General features: G+C 69.3%; 15 protein-coding genes. 7 read left to right on the top strand and 8 right to left on the bottom strand.

Going from position 1 to position 18,118, the window contains the following annotated elements:
• The first annotated feature begins 42 nt into the window (after window positions 1-42).
• The 4 genes from rbfA to pnp all read left to right on the top strand — a co-directional run bounded on the left by rbfA (window position 43) and on the right by pnp (window position 4,448).
• Window positions 43-483, top strand: coding sequence for a 30S ribosome-binding factor RbfA (gene rbfA, locus KIP89_RS09645; RefSeq protein WP_213755148.1), 441 nt, complete (start codon window positions 43-45; stop codon window positions 481-483).
• Window positions 480-1,529, top strand: coding sequence for a tRNA pseudouridine(55) synthase TruB (gene truB, locus KIP89_RS09640; protein WP_213755147.1), 1,050 nt, complete (start codon window positions 480-482; stop codon window positions 1,527-1,529). The genes rbfA and truB overlap by 4 nt, the downstream gene beginning before the upstream one ends.
• 244 nt (window positions 1,530-1,773) lie before the next feature.
• Window positions 1,774-2,043, top strand: coding sequence for a 30S ribosomal protein S15 (rpsO, locus tag KIP89_RS09635; protein ID WP_213755146.1), 270 nt, complete (start codon window positions 1,774-1,776; stop codon window positions 2,041-2,043).
• Window positions 2,044-2,291: 248 nt separating this feature from the next.
• Window positions 2,292-4,448, top strand: coding sequence for a polyribonucleotide nucleotidyltransferase (pnp, locus tag KIP89_RS09630; protein WP_213755145.1), 2,157 nt, complete (start codon window positions 2,292-2,294; stop codon window positions 4,446-4,448).
• A gap of 109 nt (window positions 4,449-4,557) precedes the next feature.
• On the opposite strand, the gene KIP89_RS09625 is transcribed toward pnp, so the two are convergent.
• Window positions 4,558-6,582: a methyl-accepting chemotaxis protein gene (locus tag KIP89_RS09625; protein ID WP_250152295.1), complete on the bottom strand. Its 2,025-nt coding sequence runs from the start codon at window positions 6,580-6,582 to the stop codon at window positions 4,558-4,560.
• Window positions 6,583-6,772: 190 nt separating this feature from the next.
• Here KIP89_RS09625 and mbfA point away from each other — a divergent pair, with 190 nt between their 5' ends.
• Window positions 6,773-7,729 carry an iron exporter MbfA gene (mbfA, locus tag KIP89_RS09620; RefSeq protein WP_213755144.1) on the top strand — a complete coding sequence of 319 codons (957 nt, stop codon included), beginning with the start codon at window positions 6,773-6,775 and terminating at the stop codon, window positions 7,727-7,729.
• Between the two features lie 42 nt (window positions 7,730-7,771).
• On the opposite strand, the gene KIP89_RS09615 is transcribed toward mbfA, so the two are convergent.
• From KIP89_RS09615 to KIP89_RS09590, 6 genes are all read right to left on the bottom strand, one after another.
• Complete coding sequence (locus KIP89_RS09615; protein WP_213755143.1) at window positions 7,772-8,773, bottom strand: asparaginase; 1,002 nt, start codon at window positions 8,771-8,773, stop codon at window positions 7,772-7,774.
• 83 nt (window positions 8,774-8,856) lie between these two features.
• Window positions 8,857-9,210, bottom strand: a complete 354-nt coding sequence (locus tag KIP89_RS09610; RefSeq protein WP_213755142.1) for an antibiotic biosynthesis monooxygenase family protein — start codon at window positions 9,208-9,210, stop codon at window positions 8,857-8,859.
• A gap of 4 nt (window positions 9,211-9,214) precedes the next feature.
• Window positions 9,215-10,540 (bottom strand): glycolate oxidase subunit GlcF, encoded by a 1,326-nt coding sequence (gene glcF, locus KIP89_RS09605; RefSeq protein ID WP_213755141.1) that lies wholly within the window; start codon window positions 10,538-10,540, stop codon window positions 9,215-9,217.
• Window positions 10,541-10,543: 3 nt separating this feature from the next.
• Window positions 10,544-11,902, bottom strand: coding sequence for an FAD-binding protein (locus KIP89_RS09600; protein WP_213755140.1), 1,359 nt, complete (start codon window positions 11,900-11,902; stop codon window positions 10,544-10,546).
• Window positions 11,903-11,905: 3 nt separating this feature from the next.
• Window positions 11,906-13,321, bottom strand: a complete 1,416-nt coding sequence (locus KIP89_RS09595; RefSeq protein ID WP_213755139.1) for an 8-oxoguanine deaminase — start codon at window positions 13,319-13,321, stop codon at window positions 11,906-11,908.
• Window positions 13,322-13,472: 151 nt separating this feature from the next.
• Entirely contained in the window at window positions 13,473-14,969 is a 1,497-nt protein-coding gene (locus tag KIP89_RS09590; protein ID WP_213755138.1) for an FAD-linked oxidase C-terminal domain-containing protein, read from the bottom strand.
• Window positions 14,970-15,271: 302 nt separating this feature from the next.
• On the opposite strand from KIP89_RS09590, the gene KIP89_RS09585 reads away from it, so the two are divergent.
• Window positions 15,272-15,664: a hypothetical protein gene (locus KIP89_RS09585; RefSeq protein WP_213755137.1), complete on the top strand. Its 393-nt coding sequence runs from the start codon at window positions 15,272-15,274 to the stop codon at window positions 15,662-15,664.
• Window positions 15,665-15,680: 16 nt separating this feature from the next.
• Here the strand turns inward: KIP89_RS09585 and KIP89_RS09580 are convergent, their stop codons facing one another.
• Window positions 15,681-16,427 (bottom strand): hypothetical protein, encoded by a 747-nt coding sequence (locus tag KIP89_RS09580; protein ID WP_213755136.1) that lies wholly within the window; start codon window positions 16,425-16,427, stop codon window positions 15,681-15,683.
• A 318-nt stretch (window positions 16,428-16,745) separates the two neighbouring features.
• Between KIP89_RS09580 and KIP89_RS09575 the strand changes: the two genes are divergently transcribed.
• Window positions 16,746-18,053: a DUF3422 family protein gene (locus KIP89_RS09575; protein ID WP_213755135.1), complete on the top strand. Its 1,308-nt coding sequence runs from the start codon at window positions 16,746-16,748 to the stop codon at window positions 18,051-18,053.
• The last annotated feature ends 65 nt before the right edge of the window (window positions 18,054-18,118 follow it).

Raw genomic sequence — 18,118 nt, 5'->3', positions numbered from 1 at the left:
GATCCGCGACAACCGGACGGGGGCCCTGAAGGTTTGTGAATCATGAAGAACAGAGCGAGCTCGGGCTCCGGCCCGAGCCAGCGCCAGTTGCGCGTGGGCGAACTGGTGCGTCACGCCCTCTCCGATATCCTCGCGCGGGGCGACCTGCCCGATCCGGCGCTCACCAAGGTGCTCATCACCGTGCCCGAGGTGCGGATGAGCCCGGATCTGAAGATCGCCACCTGCTACGTCATGCCGCTCGGCGGCAAGGACGCGAAGGCGGCGATCGATGCGCTGGCGACCAATGCCAAGCCGCTGCGCGGCGAGATTGGCCGCCGCATCGAACTGAAATTCGTCCCCGAGCTGCGCTTCCGCATCGACACCTCCTTCGAGGAAGGCGCGCGCATCGACGCTTTGCTGCGCCTGCCGCAGGTGCAGCGCGACCTCGACGAGGCCGGGCACGAGACGAACGACAAGACCGACAGCCACGAGGCCGATGAATGACCGCCCCGCTCGATACCACGACGCTGCTCCCCGAAACGGGCGCGGATACGGGCCCCGAGACGCATCCGGCGGACGCCGCCCGCCCGGCTCTCGCGGACGAGACGGCTCCCGCCGAGCTGCCGCCCCGCAAGCGCCGGCCCAAGCGCGACATTGACGGCTGGGTGCTGCTCGACAAGCCGGTCGGCATGACCTCGACCCAGGCGGTCGGGGCGGTGAAATGGCTGTTCTCGGCCAAGAAGGCCGGTCACGCCGGCACGCTCGATCCGCTCGCCTCCGGCTGCCTGCCGATCGCGCTGGGCGAGGCGACCAAGACCGTTCCCTTCGTCATGGAAGGGCGCAAGGTCTACCGCTTCACCGTGCGCTGGGGGGTCGAGACCGACACCGACGACAGCGAGGGCAAGGCCGTCGCCCAGTCCGAGGTGCGTCCCGCGCGCGAGGCCATCCTCGCCATTCTCGACGCGTTCCGCGGCGAGATCGAGCAGGTCCCGCCGGCCTATTCCGCGCTCAAGATCAATGGCGAGCGGGCCTATGACCTTGCCCGCGACGGCGTGCAGGTGGAACTTGCCGCGCGCACCGTGGTGATCCACTCGCTCGATCTCGTCGAGATGCCCGATGCCGACCATGCGGTGTTCGAGACCGAATGCGGCAAGGGCACCTATGTGCGCTCGCTGGCCCGCGACATGGGCCGCCGCCTCGGCACGCACGGTCATATCTCGGCGCTGCGCCGCACGCGGGTCGGCACCTTCCCGGAAGAGGAACTGGTGCCGCTCGCCACGCTGCGCGCCTGGTCCGAGGAGCGCGACGACGCCGCGCCGATGCATGTGCTGCGCCCGGTCTCCATCGGCCTCGACACGCTGCCCTGCCTGCGCGTCTCGCCCGCCGATGCGACGCGCCTCGCGCATGGTCAGCCGATCATCCTGCGTGGGCGCGATGCGCCGATTCTCGAAGGGCCGGTGGCGATCACCGCCGGCGGGCGCCTCATCGCGCTCGGCGAGGCCGAGGCCGGCGAGATCTACCCCAAGCGCATCTTCCACGCCGGCAAGTAGGGCACGCAGGCCCTCCGGCGCCGCACCCCGGTGCCGGAGGGCTCGGCTAGCCAAGGCCGCGTTTTCGTGTATGGTGCGCGCGCGTTGCGGACACGAGTCCGCGCGACCCGTCTGCTTTGACCGCGCTGGACGACATCCCGGCCCGGCCGAACGGCGGATCCGGCGAGGCGACCGTCGGACAGGACCCTTGAGAGGGTTCGTGCCGCGCCCCGCCCTTTCATCTAGACACTGAAAGGACTCTCCGATGTCGATTACTGCCGAGCGCAAGCAGCAGCTCATCACTGACTACGCCACCAAGCCGGGCGACACGGGTTCGGCTGAAGTGCAGGTCGCGATCCTCACCGAGCGCATCGCCAACCTCACCGGCCACTTCAAGATCCACGCCAAGGACAACCACTCCCGGCGCGGCCTTCTGAAGCTGGTGTCCCAGCGCCGTGGCCTCCTCGACTATCTCAAGAAGACCGAGGAAGGCCGCTACAAGTCCCTGATCGAGCGGCTGGGCATTCGCCGCTGATGCACGACCCGAGGCTCGCGCTGTAACGGCGCGGGCCTCGCGGCCTTTAAAGACGGCGCCAGCGGATGGTCCGCGGCGCTGACGACCGTAAAGGCGGCGGGCATGGGGCTCGCCGCGACCGACGAGAAGCGGCGCGCCATGGCAGGATCGCCGGGGGCTCGGACCCGCAGCCGCTCCGTGAGGAGCGGGCATCCGCCGAGCCTCTCGCCGTCTTGCCCTGGCCCCGTTTCGGAAAGCCAGAGACAGACATGTTCGATATCCACCGCGAGGAACTCGACTGGGGCGGGCGCACGCTCGTCCTCGAGACCGGCCGCATGGCGCGTCAGGCCGACGGCGCCGTGCTCGCGACCTATGGCGACACCACCGTGCTCGCCACCGCCGTTTCGGCCAAGGCGCCGAAGCCCGGCCAGGACTTCTTCCCGCTGACCGTGAACTACCAGGAAAAGGCCTACGCGGCCGGTCGCATTCCCGGCGGCTTCTTCAAGCGCGAGGGCCGTCCGAGCGAGAAGGAGACCCTCGTCTCCCGCCTCATCGACCGCCCGATCCGTCCGCTTTTCGCGGAAGGCTACAAGAACGACACGCAGGTCGTTGTCACCGTGCTCTCGCACGATCTTGAGAACGACCCGGACATCGTCGCGCTGGTCGCCGCCTCCGCCGCGCTGACCCTGTCCGGCGTGCCCTTCATGGGCCCGATCGGCGGCGCCCGCGTCGGCTTCATCGACAATGAATATGTGCTGAACCCGACCAGCGACGAGGTCAAGGAATCGGCGCTCGACCTCGTGGTCGCCGGCACCACCGACGCCGTGCTGATGGTCGAGTCCGAGGCCAAGGAACTGTCCGAGGAAGTGATGCTCGGCGCGGTCATGTTCGGCCACCGCCACTTCCAGCCGGTCATCGAGGCGATCATCCGTCTCGCCGAGAAGGCCGCCAAGGAGCCGCGCGACTTCGCCGCGCCGGATCACTCCGCGCTCGAGACCGAGCTGCGCGGGCTGATCGAGGCCGATCTGCGCGCCGCCTACAAGATCGCCCGCAAGCAGGACCGCTACGAGGCGGTCGGTGCCGCCAAGTCCAAGGCGAAGGCGCATTACGCCGCTCTCGCCGCCGAGGGCAAGGACGTGCCGGACGCCCAGACCCTTGGCGAAGTGCTCAAGGAGCTCGAAGCCAAGATCGTGCGCTGGACCATCCTCGATGATGGCGTGCGTATCGACGGCCGCGACACCAAGACCGTGCGCCCGATCGTCTCCGAAGTCGGCGTGCTGCCGCGCGCCCACGGCTCCTCGCTGTTCACCCGCGGCGAGACGCAGGCCCTGGTCGTCGCCACGCTCGGCACCGGCGAGGACGAGCAGTTCATCGACAGCCTGGAAGGCACCTACAAGGAACGCTTCCTGCTGCACTACAACTTCCCCCCCTTCTCGGTCGGCGAGACCGGCCGCATGGGTTCGCCCGGCCGCCGCGAAATCGGCCATGGCAAGCTCGCCTGGCGCGCCATCCGCCCGATCCTGCCGCCCGCGCACGAGTTCCCCTACACGCTGCGCGCGGTGTCCGAGATCCTGGAGTCGAACGGCTCCTCCTCCATGGCGACCGTCTGCGGCACCTCGCTGGCGCTGATGGATGCCGGCGTGCCGCTGCGCCGCCCGGTGGCGGGTATCGCCATGGGCCTCATCCTTGAAGGCGACCGCTTTGCCGTGCTCTCCGACATCCTCGGCGACGAGGATCACCTCGGCGACATGGACTTCAAGGTGGCCGGCACCGACAAGGGCGTCACCGCCCTGCAGATGGACATCAAGATCGCCGGCATCACCGAGGAGATCATGAAGGTCGCCCTCGGCCAGGCGAAGGATGGCCGCGCGCATATCCTCGGCGAGATGAGCAAGGCGCTGACCGGCGCCCGCGCCGAACTCGGCGAGCACGCCCCGCGCATCGAGGTGATCCAGATCCCGGTCGACAAGATCCGTGAAGTGATCGGTTCGGGCGGCAAGGTGATCCGCGAGATCGTCGAGAAGACCGGCGCCAAGATCAACATCGAGGACGACGGCACCGTGAAGGTGGCGTCGGCCTCGGGCGAGTCGATCAAGGCGGCGCTCAACTGGATCAAATCCATCGCCTCGGAGCCCGAGATCGGCCAGATCTATGAGGGCACCGTGGTGAAGGTCGTCGATTTCGGCGCCTTCGTGAACTTCTTCGGCGCCAAGGACGGCCTCGTGCACGTCTCGCAGCTCGCCAAGGAGCGTGTGGCCAAGCCCTCCGACGTCGTCAAGGAAGGCGACAAGGTGAAGGTCAAGCTGCTCGGCTTCGACGAGCGCGGCAAGACCCGCCTGTCCATGAAGGTCGTCGACCAGGAGACGGGCGAGGATCTCGAGGCGAAGGGCAAGGGTGACGAGGGCGAGGCTGGCGCGGCCGAGTGATTGGCCCGCTGGCGGGAGCGCCCCCGGCGCTCCCCTGCCACACCTGTTGAATCGAAAAGGGCGGCCGCGAGGCCGCCCTTTTTGCTGTCGTGGGGTCATCTGCCGGCCGTCAGGCGGCGCGGACCGTCTCCACGAAGCTGTGCACCTCGGAGCGCAGCGCCACCGCCTGCTGGGACAGGTCGCGGGCGAAGGCGAGCACCTGATGGGCGGCGACCGAGGAAGCCTGGGCCGCGCGCTCGACCGCACCCATGCTGCTGGTCACTTCGCGGGTGCCGGTTGCGGCCTGCTGGATGCTGCGCGCGACTTCCGAGGTGGTGGCGTGCTGCTCGGCCATCGCCGCCGCGATCGCTGCTGCCGCCGCGCGCAACTCGCCAATGGTCCGGCTGAAGCCGGTGATCGAGCCGAGCACGTCGCCGGTGGAGTCCTGAATGCCGGAAATCCGCTCGGAAATCCCGGCCGTGGCGGTCGCGGTCTGGCCCGCCAGTGCCTTGACCTCGTGCGCCACCACGGCGAAGCCGCGGCCCGCCTCGCCGGCGCGGGCGGATTCGATCGTGGCGTTGAGCGCGAGCAGGTTGGTCTGGCCGGCGATCGAGTCGATCAGGCTGATGATGGTGCCGATCTGCTCGGCCGAGGAACGCAGCAGGGTCATCTGGCCGCTGGTGTTGTCCACCTCGGTCACGGCCCGCTCGGTCATGCTGGACGAGTGCTGCAACCGCTCGCCGATCTCATGGGCCGAGGCGGAGAGCTCCTCGATGGCAGCGGCGACCGCCTGCACGTTGGAGGTGGCGAGCTGCGCCGCCGCGCTGACCGAGGCGGCCTGCGCCGTGGTTTCATCCGCCGTGGCGTTGAGGCTCTCGGAGGCGGTCTGCAACTCGCTGGCCGCCTTGGCCACGGTGTCGACCACCGCGCCGACCGCGGCTTCGAACTGGTTGGCGAGCTGGTGCATCTCCTCGCGCCGCCGCGTGGCGGCAAGCTGTTCGGCCGCCTGGCTCTCCGCCCGCTCGCGCTCGGCCTCGACAAGGCTGTCGCGGAAATAGGTGAGCGCCCGCGCCTGGTCACCGATCTCGTCCTTGCGCGCGGCATAGGGGATATCGGTGGCGAGGTCGCCCCCGGACACGCGTTCCATCGCCTCGCTGACATGGCGCACCGGCCGGGCAATGCCGAAGAAGGAATAGATCGCCGCGGCGATGGCCGCGAGGATGGCGACGATCGAGAAGATCAGGATCTGCGTCATGCCCTCGACCAGCGCCGCATCGGAGGCGTGCTGCGCCTCGATCGCCTGCTCCGCGCTGGCTTTCGTGACTTCGGCGAGTTCGCGCGCGGCCTCGTTGATCGCCGGATCGCTGCGCTCGGCGACGAAGGCGGTGCGGTTCTGAAGCTCGGTAATGCCCTCTTTGACCGTGTCGATGTAGTCCTTGAAATCCTTGTCGATGGTCTCCAGCGTCTGGGCGATCATCAGGTTGCTGCCGAACTGCTCCTTCACGTCGGTCAGCACCTGGACGACGCGCCCGCGCATGGAGTCGATGAGCGGAAGCTGCTTGGCGTCCCCTTCGAGGATGAACAGCGCGGCGGCGAGGTTGATGGCATCGACCAGCGGATCGAGCGGCTGGACGTTGCTCGCCATGTCCGGCTGCTCGGCTTCCAGCAACTGGCCGTAAAGCGTGGAGAAGCCGGTGCGCGCGCGCATGGCGAGGGCCGCGCGGCTGTCCACCGCGTTGAGCTGGATCGCCTGGGATTCCCGGATATCGACGGTCGCCGTGCCGATCTCGCGCAGCTTGGCCTTGAGCTGCTTGAAGACCGCGAGGTCGTCCTCGTGGGTTTCCAGCTCCATCAGCCGGTCGAGCCGCATCTGGGCTCCCGCCAGATCCTTCTTCACCTGGCGCAGCAGCGCGTCATTCTCGGGATTGGAGAAGGAGAGGCGCAACTCCGTCACGTTGAGGCGGATATCGGCGAGGGCGACGGACACCTCCTTGGTTTCCGTCAGAATCTCGCTCTGGCGGAAGGCGGCCTCGTCCGCCGCCTCGATCCGGCTCATCGCGATGTTGCGGCTGAGGATCACGCTGGCCGATAGAAGGATGAGCAGGCCGGACACGATGCCCAGCTTCCACGCGATCCCGAGGCGCATTCCCATCATTGGGAGACTCCTGCACATTGATGTTGATGCAAGAGAGGGCAAAAGGCTTGCACGAGACTTGCTGGCCGGTCGTGCTTGCTGGTCCCACGTGCCGGGGCGCCGCCTCGCGGCGCATGCGCGCCCGCAATAACCCGTATAGGCAGAACAGCCTCTATTGTTTAGAGTGATTCTAAATAATAGAGGCGTGCCCATGAAGCGGTTCAACGAGCTGACCGAGGCGGAGATTCTCGCCTTGGCGATTTCCAATGAGGAGGAGGATGCCCGCATCTACCTCCAATTCGCCAATCGCCTGCGCGGCGACTACCCGGCCACCGCCGCCATGTTCGAGCGGATGGCGGAGGAGGAGCGCGGTCACCGCCACTCCCTGCATGAACTCTTCAAGCGCCGCTTCGGCGGCGAGCTGCCCTATATCACCCGGCAGGATGTGAAGGGCTTCCTCAAGCGCAACCCGATCTGGCTGCTCGACACGCTGCGCATCGACGCGGTGCGCGGGCAGGCCGAAATGATGGAGTACGAGGCCAAGCAATTCTACATCAAGGCCGCCGAGCGCGCCCGCGATGCCGATACGCGCCGGCTGCTCGCCGACCTCGCCGAGGCCGAGGGGGCGCATGAGACGCTGGCGCAGGAACTGGGCGGGGAGATCGAGACCGGTAGCGCCAAGGACAGCGAGGATGCCGCCGCCCACCGCATTTTCGTGCTGCAGATCGTCCAGCCGGGCCTTGCCGGCCTGATCGACGGCTCGATTTCGACGCTGGCGCCGATTTTCGCCGCCGCCTTCGCCACGCAGGACAGCTGGGCGGCCTTCCTGGTTGGCCTCGCCGCCTCCATCGGCGCCGGCATCTCCATGGGCCTGACCGAGGCCTTGTCTGATGATGGCGAGATCACCGGGCGCGGCAGCCCCTGGCCGCGCGGCATCGCCTGCGGCGTGATGACGGTGCTGGGCGGGCTCGGCCACACCCTGCCTTATCTCATCACCGATTTCTGGACCGCCACCGCGGTTGCCGGCGTGGTCGTCGCCGTCGAGCTGTTCGCCATCGCCTGGGTGCGCACGCGCTACATGGACACGCCGTTCACCTCGGCCATCGTGCAGGTGGTGCTCGGCGGCATATTGGTGCTGGTCACCGGCATTCTCATCGGCTCGTCCTGAGTCTGGAGCCTTTTCGGTGAGGTGGAGTTCACCGAAAAAGCTCTAGCCGAAGGCGGCGAGCCCGGCGCGGATCGCCTGACGGTCCCAGCCGGCGCGCAGGGCCAGCATTAGCAGCAACCGCGCCTTGGGGCCGGGCAGGAAGCCACCCGGCAGCGCGCCGCGCTCCAAAAGGTCGATCTCCGAGCCGGGATAGGCATAGGTCCGCTCGAAGGAGGGGCCGGACAGCGTCCGGCTCGCCAGCAGAACGGGGAGGCGCGCGGCGACCTCGCCGACGATCTGCGTCACCGGCGCCGGCACATGGCCGGCCCCGGCGCCCTCGATGACGAGGCCGGCATAGCCGAGGCCGGGCGTCGCGGCGATCAGCCGGCCATCATCGCCCATGCCGATCTTCAGCAGCGCCACCGCCGGCACGTCCCCACCCGCAATGGCGAGCGGCGGCAGATCCAGCGGCGCGACGCGGGTGAGGATCCGCACGCGCCCCTCCGCCACCAGCCCGAGCGGCCCGGCATTGTCCGAGACGAAGGCCGAGGTGAGGCTGGTATGGCCCTTGCGAATGAAGCGGGCGGCGTGGATCTCGTCATTCAGCACCACCAGCGTGCCGAGCCCGCGCGCCGCCGGGCTCGCGGCAACGAGGGCGGCGGACAGCAGATTGGCGGGGCCATCGGCACCCGGCTGTTGGGGCCCGCGCATGGCGCCGACCACCACCACGGGTTTCGGCTCGCGCAGCAGCAGGTCGAGGATGAAGGCCGTCTCCTCGATCGTGTCCGTGCCCTGAATGACCACCGCGCCGTCAATGTCGCCATCGAAGCCCGCTTCAATGGTGGCGGCGACGGAAAGGATGTTCTCCACCGTCAGCGAGGAACTGCCGACCTTGAAAGGCGAGCGCGCCTCGATCTCCGCCACCTCCGCGAGCCCCGGCACGGCGGACACCAGCTCGGCCGCGCCGAGTGTCGGAGCAATGCCGCCGCCCGCCGTGGCGGTCATGGTGATGGTGCCGCCGAGCGACAGGATGAGCAGGCGGGGACGGCGGGAAATGGAGGCCATGGCGGGGTCCGGCAGGCAGGGGAGGCGGATCGCTTTCCTATACCCATCCCCGGCCGGCTTGTCGCCGTGTCCGGCGCGGGCGCTCAGGGCGCGGGCGGATGCACGGCGCGGCTGTCGTCGGGCGCCTGATCCCGCGCGTCCATGCCATAGTCGCGCAGCACGCCGGCGACGCGCAGGCGGTAATTGGCGAAGACGCCGCCGCGTCCCTCGGCCTGCGCGCTGCGGTGCGACGGCAGGCAGCGCCAGGCGCGCACCGCCTCCTCATCGCGCCAGAAGGAGAGCGAGAGCAGCTTGCCGGGCTCGGTTAGGCTCTCGAAGCGTTCCACCGAGATGAAGCCGTCGCGGCCAATGAGGTCCGCGCGCAGCGCGGCGGCCAGTTCCAGATAATGCGCCCGCTCACCCTCGGCCGGCCAGACCTCGAAAATCACCGCGATCATCCGCTCACTCCGCCGCGACAGCCGGGACGAGCGGCACCGGGAAGGGCGAGGGCCCGCCGGTCGCCCAATCCAGCAGTTCCACCGTATGCACCACCGGGATCGAGGTGCCGCCGCCGATCTGCGTCATGCAGCCAATATTGCCGGCGGCGATGATCTGCGGCTGGGTACGCTCGATATTGGCGACCTTGCGCTCGCGCAGCTTCCCGGCGATTTCCGGCTGAAGAATGTTGTAGGTGCCGGCCGAGCCGCAGCACAGATGCCCTTCCGCCGGGTCCAGCACGGTGAAGCCGGCCTTGGCCAGCAGCGCCTTGGGCGCCGTGCGCACCTTCTGGCCGTGCTGGAGCGAGCAGGCGGAATGATAGGCGACGCGCAGCCCGGCCGGGATCACCGGAACGGGGAGCTCGCGCTCCACGAGAAATTCGCTCACATCCTTGGCCAGCGCCGACACCTTGGCCGCGCGCTCGGCATAGGCCGGCTCGTTGCGCAGCATGTGGCCGTAATCCTTGATCGTGGTGCCGCAGCCCGAGGTGGTGACGATAATGGCATCGAGCCCCTCGCCGGCAATCTCGCGCCACCAGGCGTCGACATTGGCGCGGGCATTGGCGAGCGCCGGCTCCTCCTTGCCCATGTGGTGGGTCAGCGAGCCGCAGCAGCCGCCGCCGACCGGGCGGACGATCTCGACGCCCATGCGGGTCATCAGGCGGATCGCCGCTTCGTCGATCTCCGGGCGCAGCACCGGCTGGGCGCAGCCATCGAGCAGCGCCACGCGGGCGCGGCGCGGGCCCTTGGCCGGGAAGCGCCGTTCCCCCTCGCTGGCCGCGCGTGTGGCGGGCCGCGCCGGGGCGAGGCGCAGCATGGCGGCGACCGGGCGCAAAGCGGGGATGGCGTCGAACAGCCCGGCGAAGGGCTTGGCCAGCATCGCCCCGCCAATGGCCAGGCGGAACAGGCCGCGACTGGGCAGCACCCGCGCCAGCACCGCCCGGATCAACCGGTCCGTCAGCGGGCGCTTATAGGTCTTCTCCACATGGTCGCGGGCATGGTCGACGAGGTGCATGTAATGCACGCCCGAGGGGCAGGTGGTCATGCAGGACAGGCAGGACAGGCAGCGGTCGATATGCTTGGCGACCTCGACCGTGGCCGGCCGGTCATTCTCCAGCATGTCCTTGATGAGGTAGATGCGCCCGCGCGGCGAATCCAGCTCGTCGCCCAGCAGCACATAGGTCGGGCAGGTGGCGGTGCAGAAGCCGCAATGGACGCACGCGCGCAGCACCTGCTCGGAGCGGGCGGTCTGCGGGTCGGCGAGCTGGGCGAGGGAGAAATGGGTCTGCATGGCCTAGACTCCCGCATACATGCGGCCGGGGCTCAGCACCCGGGCCGGGTCGAAGCCATCCTTCATCCGCGTCACCAGCGCCTTGGTGACAGGGTCGAGCGGCTGGAACACCTCCTCCGCCCGCGCCGCGAGGCTGGCGCGGACCAGCGTGGCGTGCCCGCCGCCTGTCGCCGCGACGGCGGCACGGACCTCGGCGGAGCGCGGCGTGCCATCGGGCAGGGCGATCCAGACGAGGCCGCCGGCCCAGTCATAAAAGGCCCGCGCGCCGAGCGGGCGCAGCGCCGCCACCACATCCGCCCCCGCCATGGGGGCGACGGAAACGCGCCAGATGGCGGGGGCGGTGTCGAGAATATTCTCCCTCTCCCCCACGGTGAGAGGGGGGGGTGAGGGGGAAGTCGCGCTCGAAAACCCCTCACCCGGCGCGGTTCCCGCGCCGACCTCTCCCCCACGGGGAGAGGTGACAGTTGCCGCGAAGGGCTCCACATCCCGCACCGCCTGCCAGAAGGTGAGCGAGGCCGCCTCATTGAGGAAGGACAGCTCGCCGCGCGCCCGCAACATCTCCTCCAGCTTGCCGCGCCGGTGCAGGATGGACGGCTTCACCCCTTCCAGCCGCAGCGCCGTCACCGCTCGCCCTGCCCCGGCCACCGCTGGCACAAGTGCGGCGATGTCGGCGGGCAGATGGGCCGAGCCGGACACGTCGTAATAGGAGCCCATGGCCGCGCTCATGGCGCTGGCGGCTTGCGCCTCGTCGAGGCCGAGGATGAGCAGCGTCTCCACCGTCTCCGGGCGTGGCAGCACCTTGATGGTCAGTTCGGTGAAGGCGGCGAGCGTGCCATGCGAGCCGGCAAGGCCGCGCGGCAGGTCGTAGCCGGTGACATTCTTCACCACCCGCCCGCCCGCCTTGAACGCCTCGGCGCGGCCGGAGACGGCGCGCAGGCCCAGCGCATGGTCGCGCGCCGCGCCCGCGCTCGGCCGGCGCGGCCCGGCAAGGTTGCAGGCGATCAGCCCGCCCAGCGTGCCCCCGCCGGCCGGCTGGCCGAACAACGGGCCGTAATCCATCGGCTCGAAGGCCATCATCTGGTGCGAGGCGGCGACAAGCGCCGTGATCTCGGCGATGGGCGTGCCGGCCCGCGCGCTCAGCACCAGTTCTTCCGGCTCATAGAGGGTGACGCCGGAAAGCGCCGCCAGCTCCAGCGTCGCGTCGGTTTGGATGTGGCGCCCGAGCCCGGCCTTGGAGCGCGAGCCGGCGACATCGAGCGTGCGCCCGTTCGAGACCGCCCAGCGCACCGCCTCGACCACATCGGCCTCGTCGCGCGGGCAGAGCCGTTCGGTGGAGGCTGGCTCCTTGATAAGGGCGCTCATGGTCTACTCCGCAAGCGCGGCGAGCCGCGCGGCATGTGTGTTGTGTTCGGCGATGACCGCCGGCAGGTCGATGGTGACGATCCGCCCCTCCGCCACCACCGGGCGCCCGTGGACCACGGTAAAGGCGGCGGGGCCGGGGGTGCAGAACAGGGCGGCGGCGACGGGGTCGGACAGCCCGCCGGCAAAGGCGACATCATCCAGCCGCAGCGCGAAGAAATCCGCGCATTTGCCCGGCTCCAGCGACCCGATGTCGGCTCGCCCGAGCACGGCGGCGCCGCCCAGCGTGGCGAGCTCCAGCGCCTCGCGCGCGCTCATCCATTCGGCGTCGCGCGAGGGGTCGGAGGTGGAGAGCGTGGTGTCCGGCCCCTCGGGCGGGCGCAGGCTGATTTGCAACCGCGCCAGCAGCATGGCCTGGCGCGCCTCGGTCAGCAGGTTGTTGCCGTCATTCGACGCCGAGCCGTCCACCCCGAGCCCGACCTTCACGCCCGCGCGCCGATAGGCCTTCACCGGGGCGATCCCGGAGGCGAGGCGCATATTGGAGGAGGGGCAATGGCACACGCCGACGCCGGCGCCGGCAAAGCAGCCGATCTCGTGATCGTTCACATGCACCGCATGGGCGAACCAGACATCGTCGCCCAGCCAGCCCAGATCTTCCATGTAAGCGACCGGCCGTTTGCCGAAGCGCTCCAGCGTGTAGCGTTCCTCGTCGATGGTCTCGGCCAGATGCGTGTGCAGCCGCACGCCCTTGGCGCGGGCGAGGGCGGCGGAATCCCGCATCAGGCCGGGCGTCACCGAGAAGGGCGAGCAGGGCGCCAGCGCGATCTGCAGCAGCGAGCCGGGCGCGGCGTCGTGATAGCGGGCGATGACGCGCTCAGAGTCGGCGAGGATGTCCTCTTCCCGCTCCACGCAGTCATCCGGCGGCAGGCCACCCTTGGACTGGCCGAGCGACATGGAGCCGCGCGAGACCATGAAGCGCATCCCGATCTCGCGGGCGGCGCCGATCTGGTCGTCGACCTTGCAGCCATTGCGGAACACATAGGCGTGGTCGAAGGCGGTGGTGCAGCCGCTTAGCGCGAGTTCGGCGAGGCCGACCAGCGTCGCGGTGCGCGAGGCCTCCGGCGTGCGCGCCGCCCAGAGCCGGTAATGCGCCTTCAGCCAGCGGAACAGGTTCACGTTCTGCGCCGCCGGCAGATTGCGCGTCAGCGTCTGGTCGAGATGGTGGTGGCAATTGACGAGGCCGGGCAGCACCACATGGCCGGCAAGGTCCATCACCGTGTCGGCGGTGGCCGGCAGCGCCTCGCTCGGACCGACCTCGACGATCATCCCGTCGCGCGCGAACAGACCGCCGCCGGCGATCTCGCGCCGGGCGCCGTCCAGCGTGACGAGAACGGTGGCGTTGCGGACGAGGAGGGTGGTCATCGCGCGCCCCGTCCCCATAGGACGTCATCCCGGCCGGAGCGTGTCAGCGCGGAGAGCCGGGATCGTCTGGCAATACCCGCAGTGGCGCGCGATCCCGGATCGGCGCTGCGCTCCGGCCGGGATGACGGGTTGGGAGAGGGCAACCCGCGCATCAGAACCTCGGAATGTCGGGGAAGGGCAGCTTGCCACCGGAGACATGCATGCGGCCGAGTTCCGCGCAGCGGTGCAGCACCGGGAACACCTTGCCGGGGTTCAAGAGCGCCTCGGGATCGAAGGCGCATTTCAGCCGCTGCTGATGGGCGAGGTCGATCTCGTTGAACATGGAGGGCATGAGGTCGCGCTTCTCGACGCCTACCCCATGCTCGCCGGTGAGCACGCCGCCGACCTCGACGCAGAGCAGCAATATGTCCGCGCCGAAGGCCTCCGCCTTGTCCAGCTCGCCGGGCGTGTTGGCGTCGTAGCAGATCAACGGGTGCAGATTGCCGTCGCCGGCATGGAAGACATTGCCGCACTTCAGACCGTATTTCTCCGACATCGCCTCCATGCGGCGGAGCACCTCGGGCAGCGCCTTGCGCGGAATGGTGCCGTCCATGCAGAGATAATCCGGCGAGATGCGGCCGACCGCCGGGAAGGCCGCCTTGCGCCCGGCCCAGAAGGCGATGCGCTCCTCCTCGCTGGTGGAGGCGCGCAGCGTCTGGCAGCCGAGGCCGCCAGCGATCTGCGCGACGCGCTCGATGAGGTGGTTCACCTCCGCTTCCGGCCCGTCCAGCTCGACGATCAGCAGCGCCTCGACATCGAGCGGGTAGCCGGCGCCGAGAAAGGCCTCGGCGGCGTGGACCATCATCTTGTCCATCATCTCCATGCCGCCGGGAATGATGCCGGCGGCGATGATGGCGGCGACGCAGGCGCCCGCCGCCTCCGAGGACGGGAAGCCCACCAGCACCGCGCGCGCCGTCTCCGGCTTCTTGAGGATGCGCACGGTGACTTCGGTGACGACGCCGAGCAGCCCTTCCGAGCCGACGATCAGGCCGAGCAGATCCAGCCCGCCGGAATCGAGGTGCTTGCCGCCGATGCGCACGATCTCGCCCGATATCAGCACCATCTCGACGCCGAGCACATTATTGGTGGTGAGGCCGTATTTCAGGCAGTGCACGCCGCCGGAATTCTCCCCAACATTGCCGCCAATGGTGCAGGCGATCTGCGAGGAGGGGTCGGGCGCGTAATAGAAGCCCTCATGCGCCACGGCGGTGGTGATGCCGAGATTGGTCACGCCGGGCTGGGCGACCACGGTGCGGTTGGCGAAGTCGATGTCGAGGATGCGGTTGAACTTGCCCATGCCGAGCAGAATGCCGTCGGCCAGCGGCAGCGCCCCGCCCGACAGCGAGGTGCCCGCCCCGCGCGGCACCACGGGAATGCCGTTGGCATTGGCATAGGCCAGCACCTGCGAGACCTGTTCGGTGGTCGAGGGCAGCACCACGGCGAGCGGCAACTGGCGATAGGCGGTGACGCCGTCGCTCTCGAAGGGCCGCATCTCGTTGATGGCGTCGATCACCCCCTCGCCGGGCACGATGGCGCGCAGATCGGCGATGATCTCGGCGCGCCGCGCCATCACCTCGGCCTTGGGGGCCGGCATGACGAGACCGGACATGGCGTTTCTCCCTGCGTCGCGCCGGCTGGACCGGGCGAGGCTTCTCCGTTTCGAGCCATTCTAGGGAAATCCGCGCCGGCTTCCATGGTAAAAAAAATAGACCAATGACCAATAAGCGTGCGTCGGCCGGTGCCGGAGCTTCGCCTGCTGCCTTTGCCGGCCCACCATCGCCCGCCCCGCCGCTTGCGCCGGATCAAGGCGGGGCCATCTTCCCTGTCATAGGCAAACCGGGAGGCGGGCCTAGAGGGACGGGCCTTCAGGGGCAACCCGTCAATCCGGCCCAGATAAAAGAGGAAACACCCATGTCCGACGCCGCCACTCTTCAGCGCATCCGCCTGCATCTCGCCCGCTCCAGGGAGTTCCCCGAGGGCAGCGCGCGCCATGGCTATGAGTTCGTCGCCCCGCTGGATGGCGCGGGCCATATCGACCTGGAGGCGTGGAAGGGCCAGCGCGCGCTGTGCACCGTGACCCGCTTCTGGGGCAATGACGCCCATGAGCACGGCCATCTCGTGCACCGCGCGGGCGGGGCCAACGGGGCCACCTGGGTGTTCGATTACGAGCCGGAGGCGAGCGAGGACGACGAGGCCGGCTATCGTTTCGGCGACCACGCCTTTGCGCCGGGCGAATATGTCTCGGTGCGCGAGGAAGACGGCGACATGCACACCTTCACGGTGTTCTCGGTGGCCGCCGTCTGAGGAGACGCCGCGCGCCTCAGTTCGGCGCGCGGATCACCGCCGGCACGCTCGCCGCGCTGCCGGGGGCGGCGGCCGTCTCGGTGGCGCTCACCGTGGGAGCGATGGCGGAGGGCGAGGCGGCGGTCGGGCTCGCCGGCGCGGGCGCGGCCACCTGCGGCGCGGGGCGCGGGGCGCGCGGCCGGGCCGGCTTCTCGATCATGGCGATGACCCGGTTATGCAGCTCGGCCGCCTTCTCGATGTTGAAATGGCTGAGCTGGCCGGCGCCGGTGAGGTCGACATTGTCGACGCGCGGGCCGGAGACGGCCTTTCCGGCGCCGCCGGCCTGATAATAATTCACCACCTTGCCGATCTTGGCCGAGGCGGTGGTGGGCGTCACCGGATCGAAGGTCACGACCAGCGGCACCGGCACGCCGGCGGCGCTGACCTTGTTGGCCATGTAGACAGCCGCGTCCGCGCCCAGCGAATGGCCGATGATGATCACCGGGGTCGGGCGGCGCTTGCCGGCGCGGGCATCCTCGATGGCCACCGCGCTGAGCGTCTGCCAGTCGACATAGGAATGCACGCTGGCCTTGATGCCGCGCGCATTGAGCTTGGTGGTCAGCTCGTCCATGCCGAAGGAGAAGATGTTGGCGAGGCCGCGCAGCAGGTAGACGCGCACCTGCGGCGCCTTGCGGGTCTGGGCTTCGGCGACCGCCGGCAGAAACGCCAGCGCGACCGCGACCAGTGCGACAATGCCAAGACCCAATGACCGCGCGAACTTCATGTCCTGATTCCCGAACTGACCAACGACTTTCATGACTCTGCCACATGCGGCAAATCAAACGAATTTTGATCCGTTCTGGCTTACCGGCCGGGCTGATGCCATTGCGCAACAGCGCCCGACACCCTGATGCCACCACCGTCTCGGCCGGGCCGGACCCCGCCACCCCGGGCTTGCCAGAGGGGCAGTCCGCATGCAACCGACTGGTACCGCCCAAAGTTCCATGCGCGGCGGCTGGATGCCGGGACGGCGGGCGAACAGGGAGCATCAAGCGTGACGTCCAGTCCCCCCGCCACTAATCCCCCCGCTGGCGCGCCCAGGATGCCGAGCGCGGGCGCCTTCTACGACCATCCGCTGCGCGCGCCGGTGCTCGCCGAGCTGCACGCCCGCCCCTTCATGCCGGTGGGAACGCCGGCGCGAATCCTCCATGTCGCCTTTCTGGTGGATCGCGTGCAGGCGAAGGCCGACCGGGCCGCCTTCGCTGCGCTGTGCGTAGCGCGCGGCCAGTCCGGCCCGCACCGCGACGCCAAGCAGCACCGCGTGGCCTTTGGCGGCGCCGTGCTGCGCTGGGAGCGCCACGCCGAGTTCACCACCTACACGTGGGAACTGCCGGCCGAGGACCTGACCGAGGGCGGGCTGCCCTTCCACCCCTCCTCGGGCAGTCTGGCGCGCACGCTGCTTCAGGTGCCCCAGCCCGGCCCGCTGCTGGTGGCGGTCGATCTGCAACTGGTGACCGACACCGCCGACGCGCTGCCGCTCGACCGGCTGTTCGACCGTTCCAGCCTGGCGCGCTCGGATGTCGAGGACGGCCTCGCCGAGGTCGCCACCGACTTCCAGCCCGATGCCTCCGGCTTCGTGCGCATTCTGGTGCGGGACCGGGGCATGACGGACGACGCCGCCGGCGCGCTGATCCAGCGCCTGCTGGAGGTCGAGACCTACCGCACGCTCGCGCTTCTGGGCCTGCCGGAGGCGCAGCGCCTCGCCCCGACCGCCGCCCGCATCGAGAACGAGCTGAGCACGCTGACCCGCGAGATGCGCGAGACCGAGGGGCTGGCCGCCAACAACAAGCTGCTCGACGCCCTCACCTCGCTGGCCGCCGAGCTTGAGGCGGACGCCGCCGCGTCGCTGTTCCGCTTCGGCGCGACGCGGGCCTATGAGGAGATCGTCAGGAGCCGGCTCAACGCCATCGGCGAGCGGGCGGTCTCCGGCTACCCGACCTGGCAGCAATTTCTCTCGCGCCGGCTCCAGCCGGCGATGCGCACCTGCCAGGCGATCGAGCAGCGTCAGGCCAATCTGTCGGTCAAGCTGTCCAGCGCCGCCAACCTGCTGCGCACCCGCGTCGATGTCGAGCTGGAGCAGCAGAACCGCGATCTGCTGCGCTCGATGAACCGGCGCGCGCGCATGCAGCTACGCCTCCAGCAGACGGTCGAAGGCCTCTCGGTGGCGGCCATCTCCTATTACGTCATCAGCCTGCTGCATTACGCGCTGGAGGGCCTGCATGCCCGCTTCGAGGCGTGGGGGCTGCATGTCGATATCGGGCTGGTGACGGCGGTGGCGGTGCCGCTGGTGGCGCTGACGATCTGGAGCGTCGTGCGGCGCATCCGCAAGGGCCATTTCGACGAGGAATAGCCGGGCCAGCGTCGTCCCCCTAGGGACGGGAGGGTCATCCCGGCGGGGCCGCCGGGATGACGTGT

Origin of the sequence: Ancylobacter radicis, from assembly GCF_018449475.1 — a bacterium.
GTDB classification, from domain to species: domain Bacteria; phylum Pseudomonadota; class Alphaproteobacteria; order Rhizobiales; family Xanthobacteraceae; genus Ancylobacter; species Ancylobacter radicis.
The sequence above is the reverse complement of the archived record's forward strand: the minus strand, read 5'-3'. Positions and strand labels throughout refer to the sequence as shown.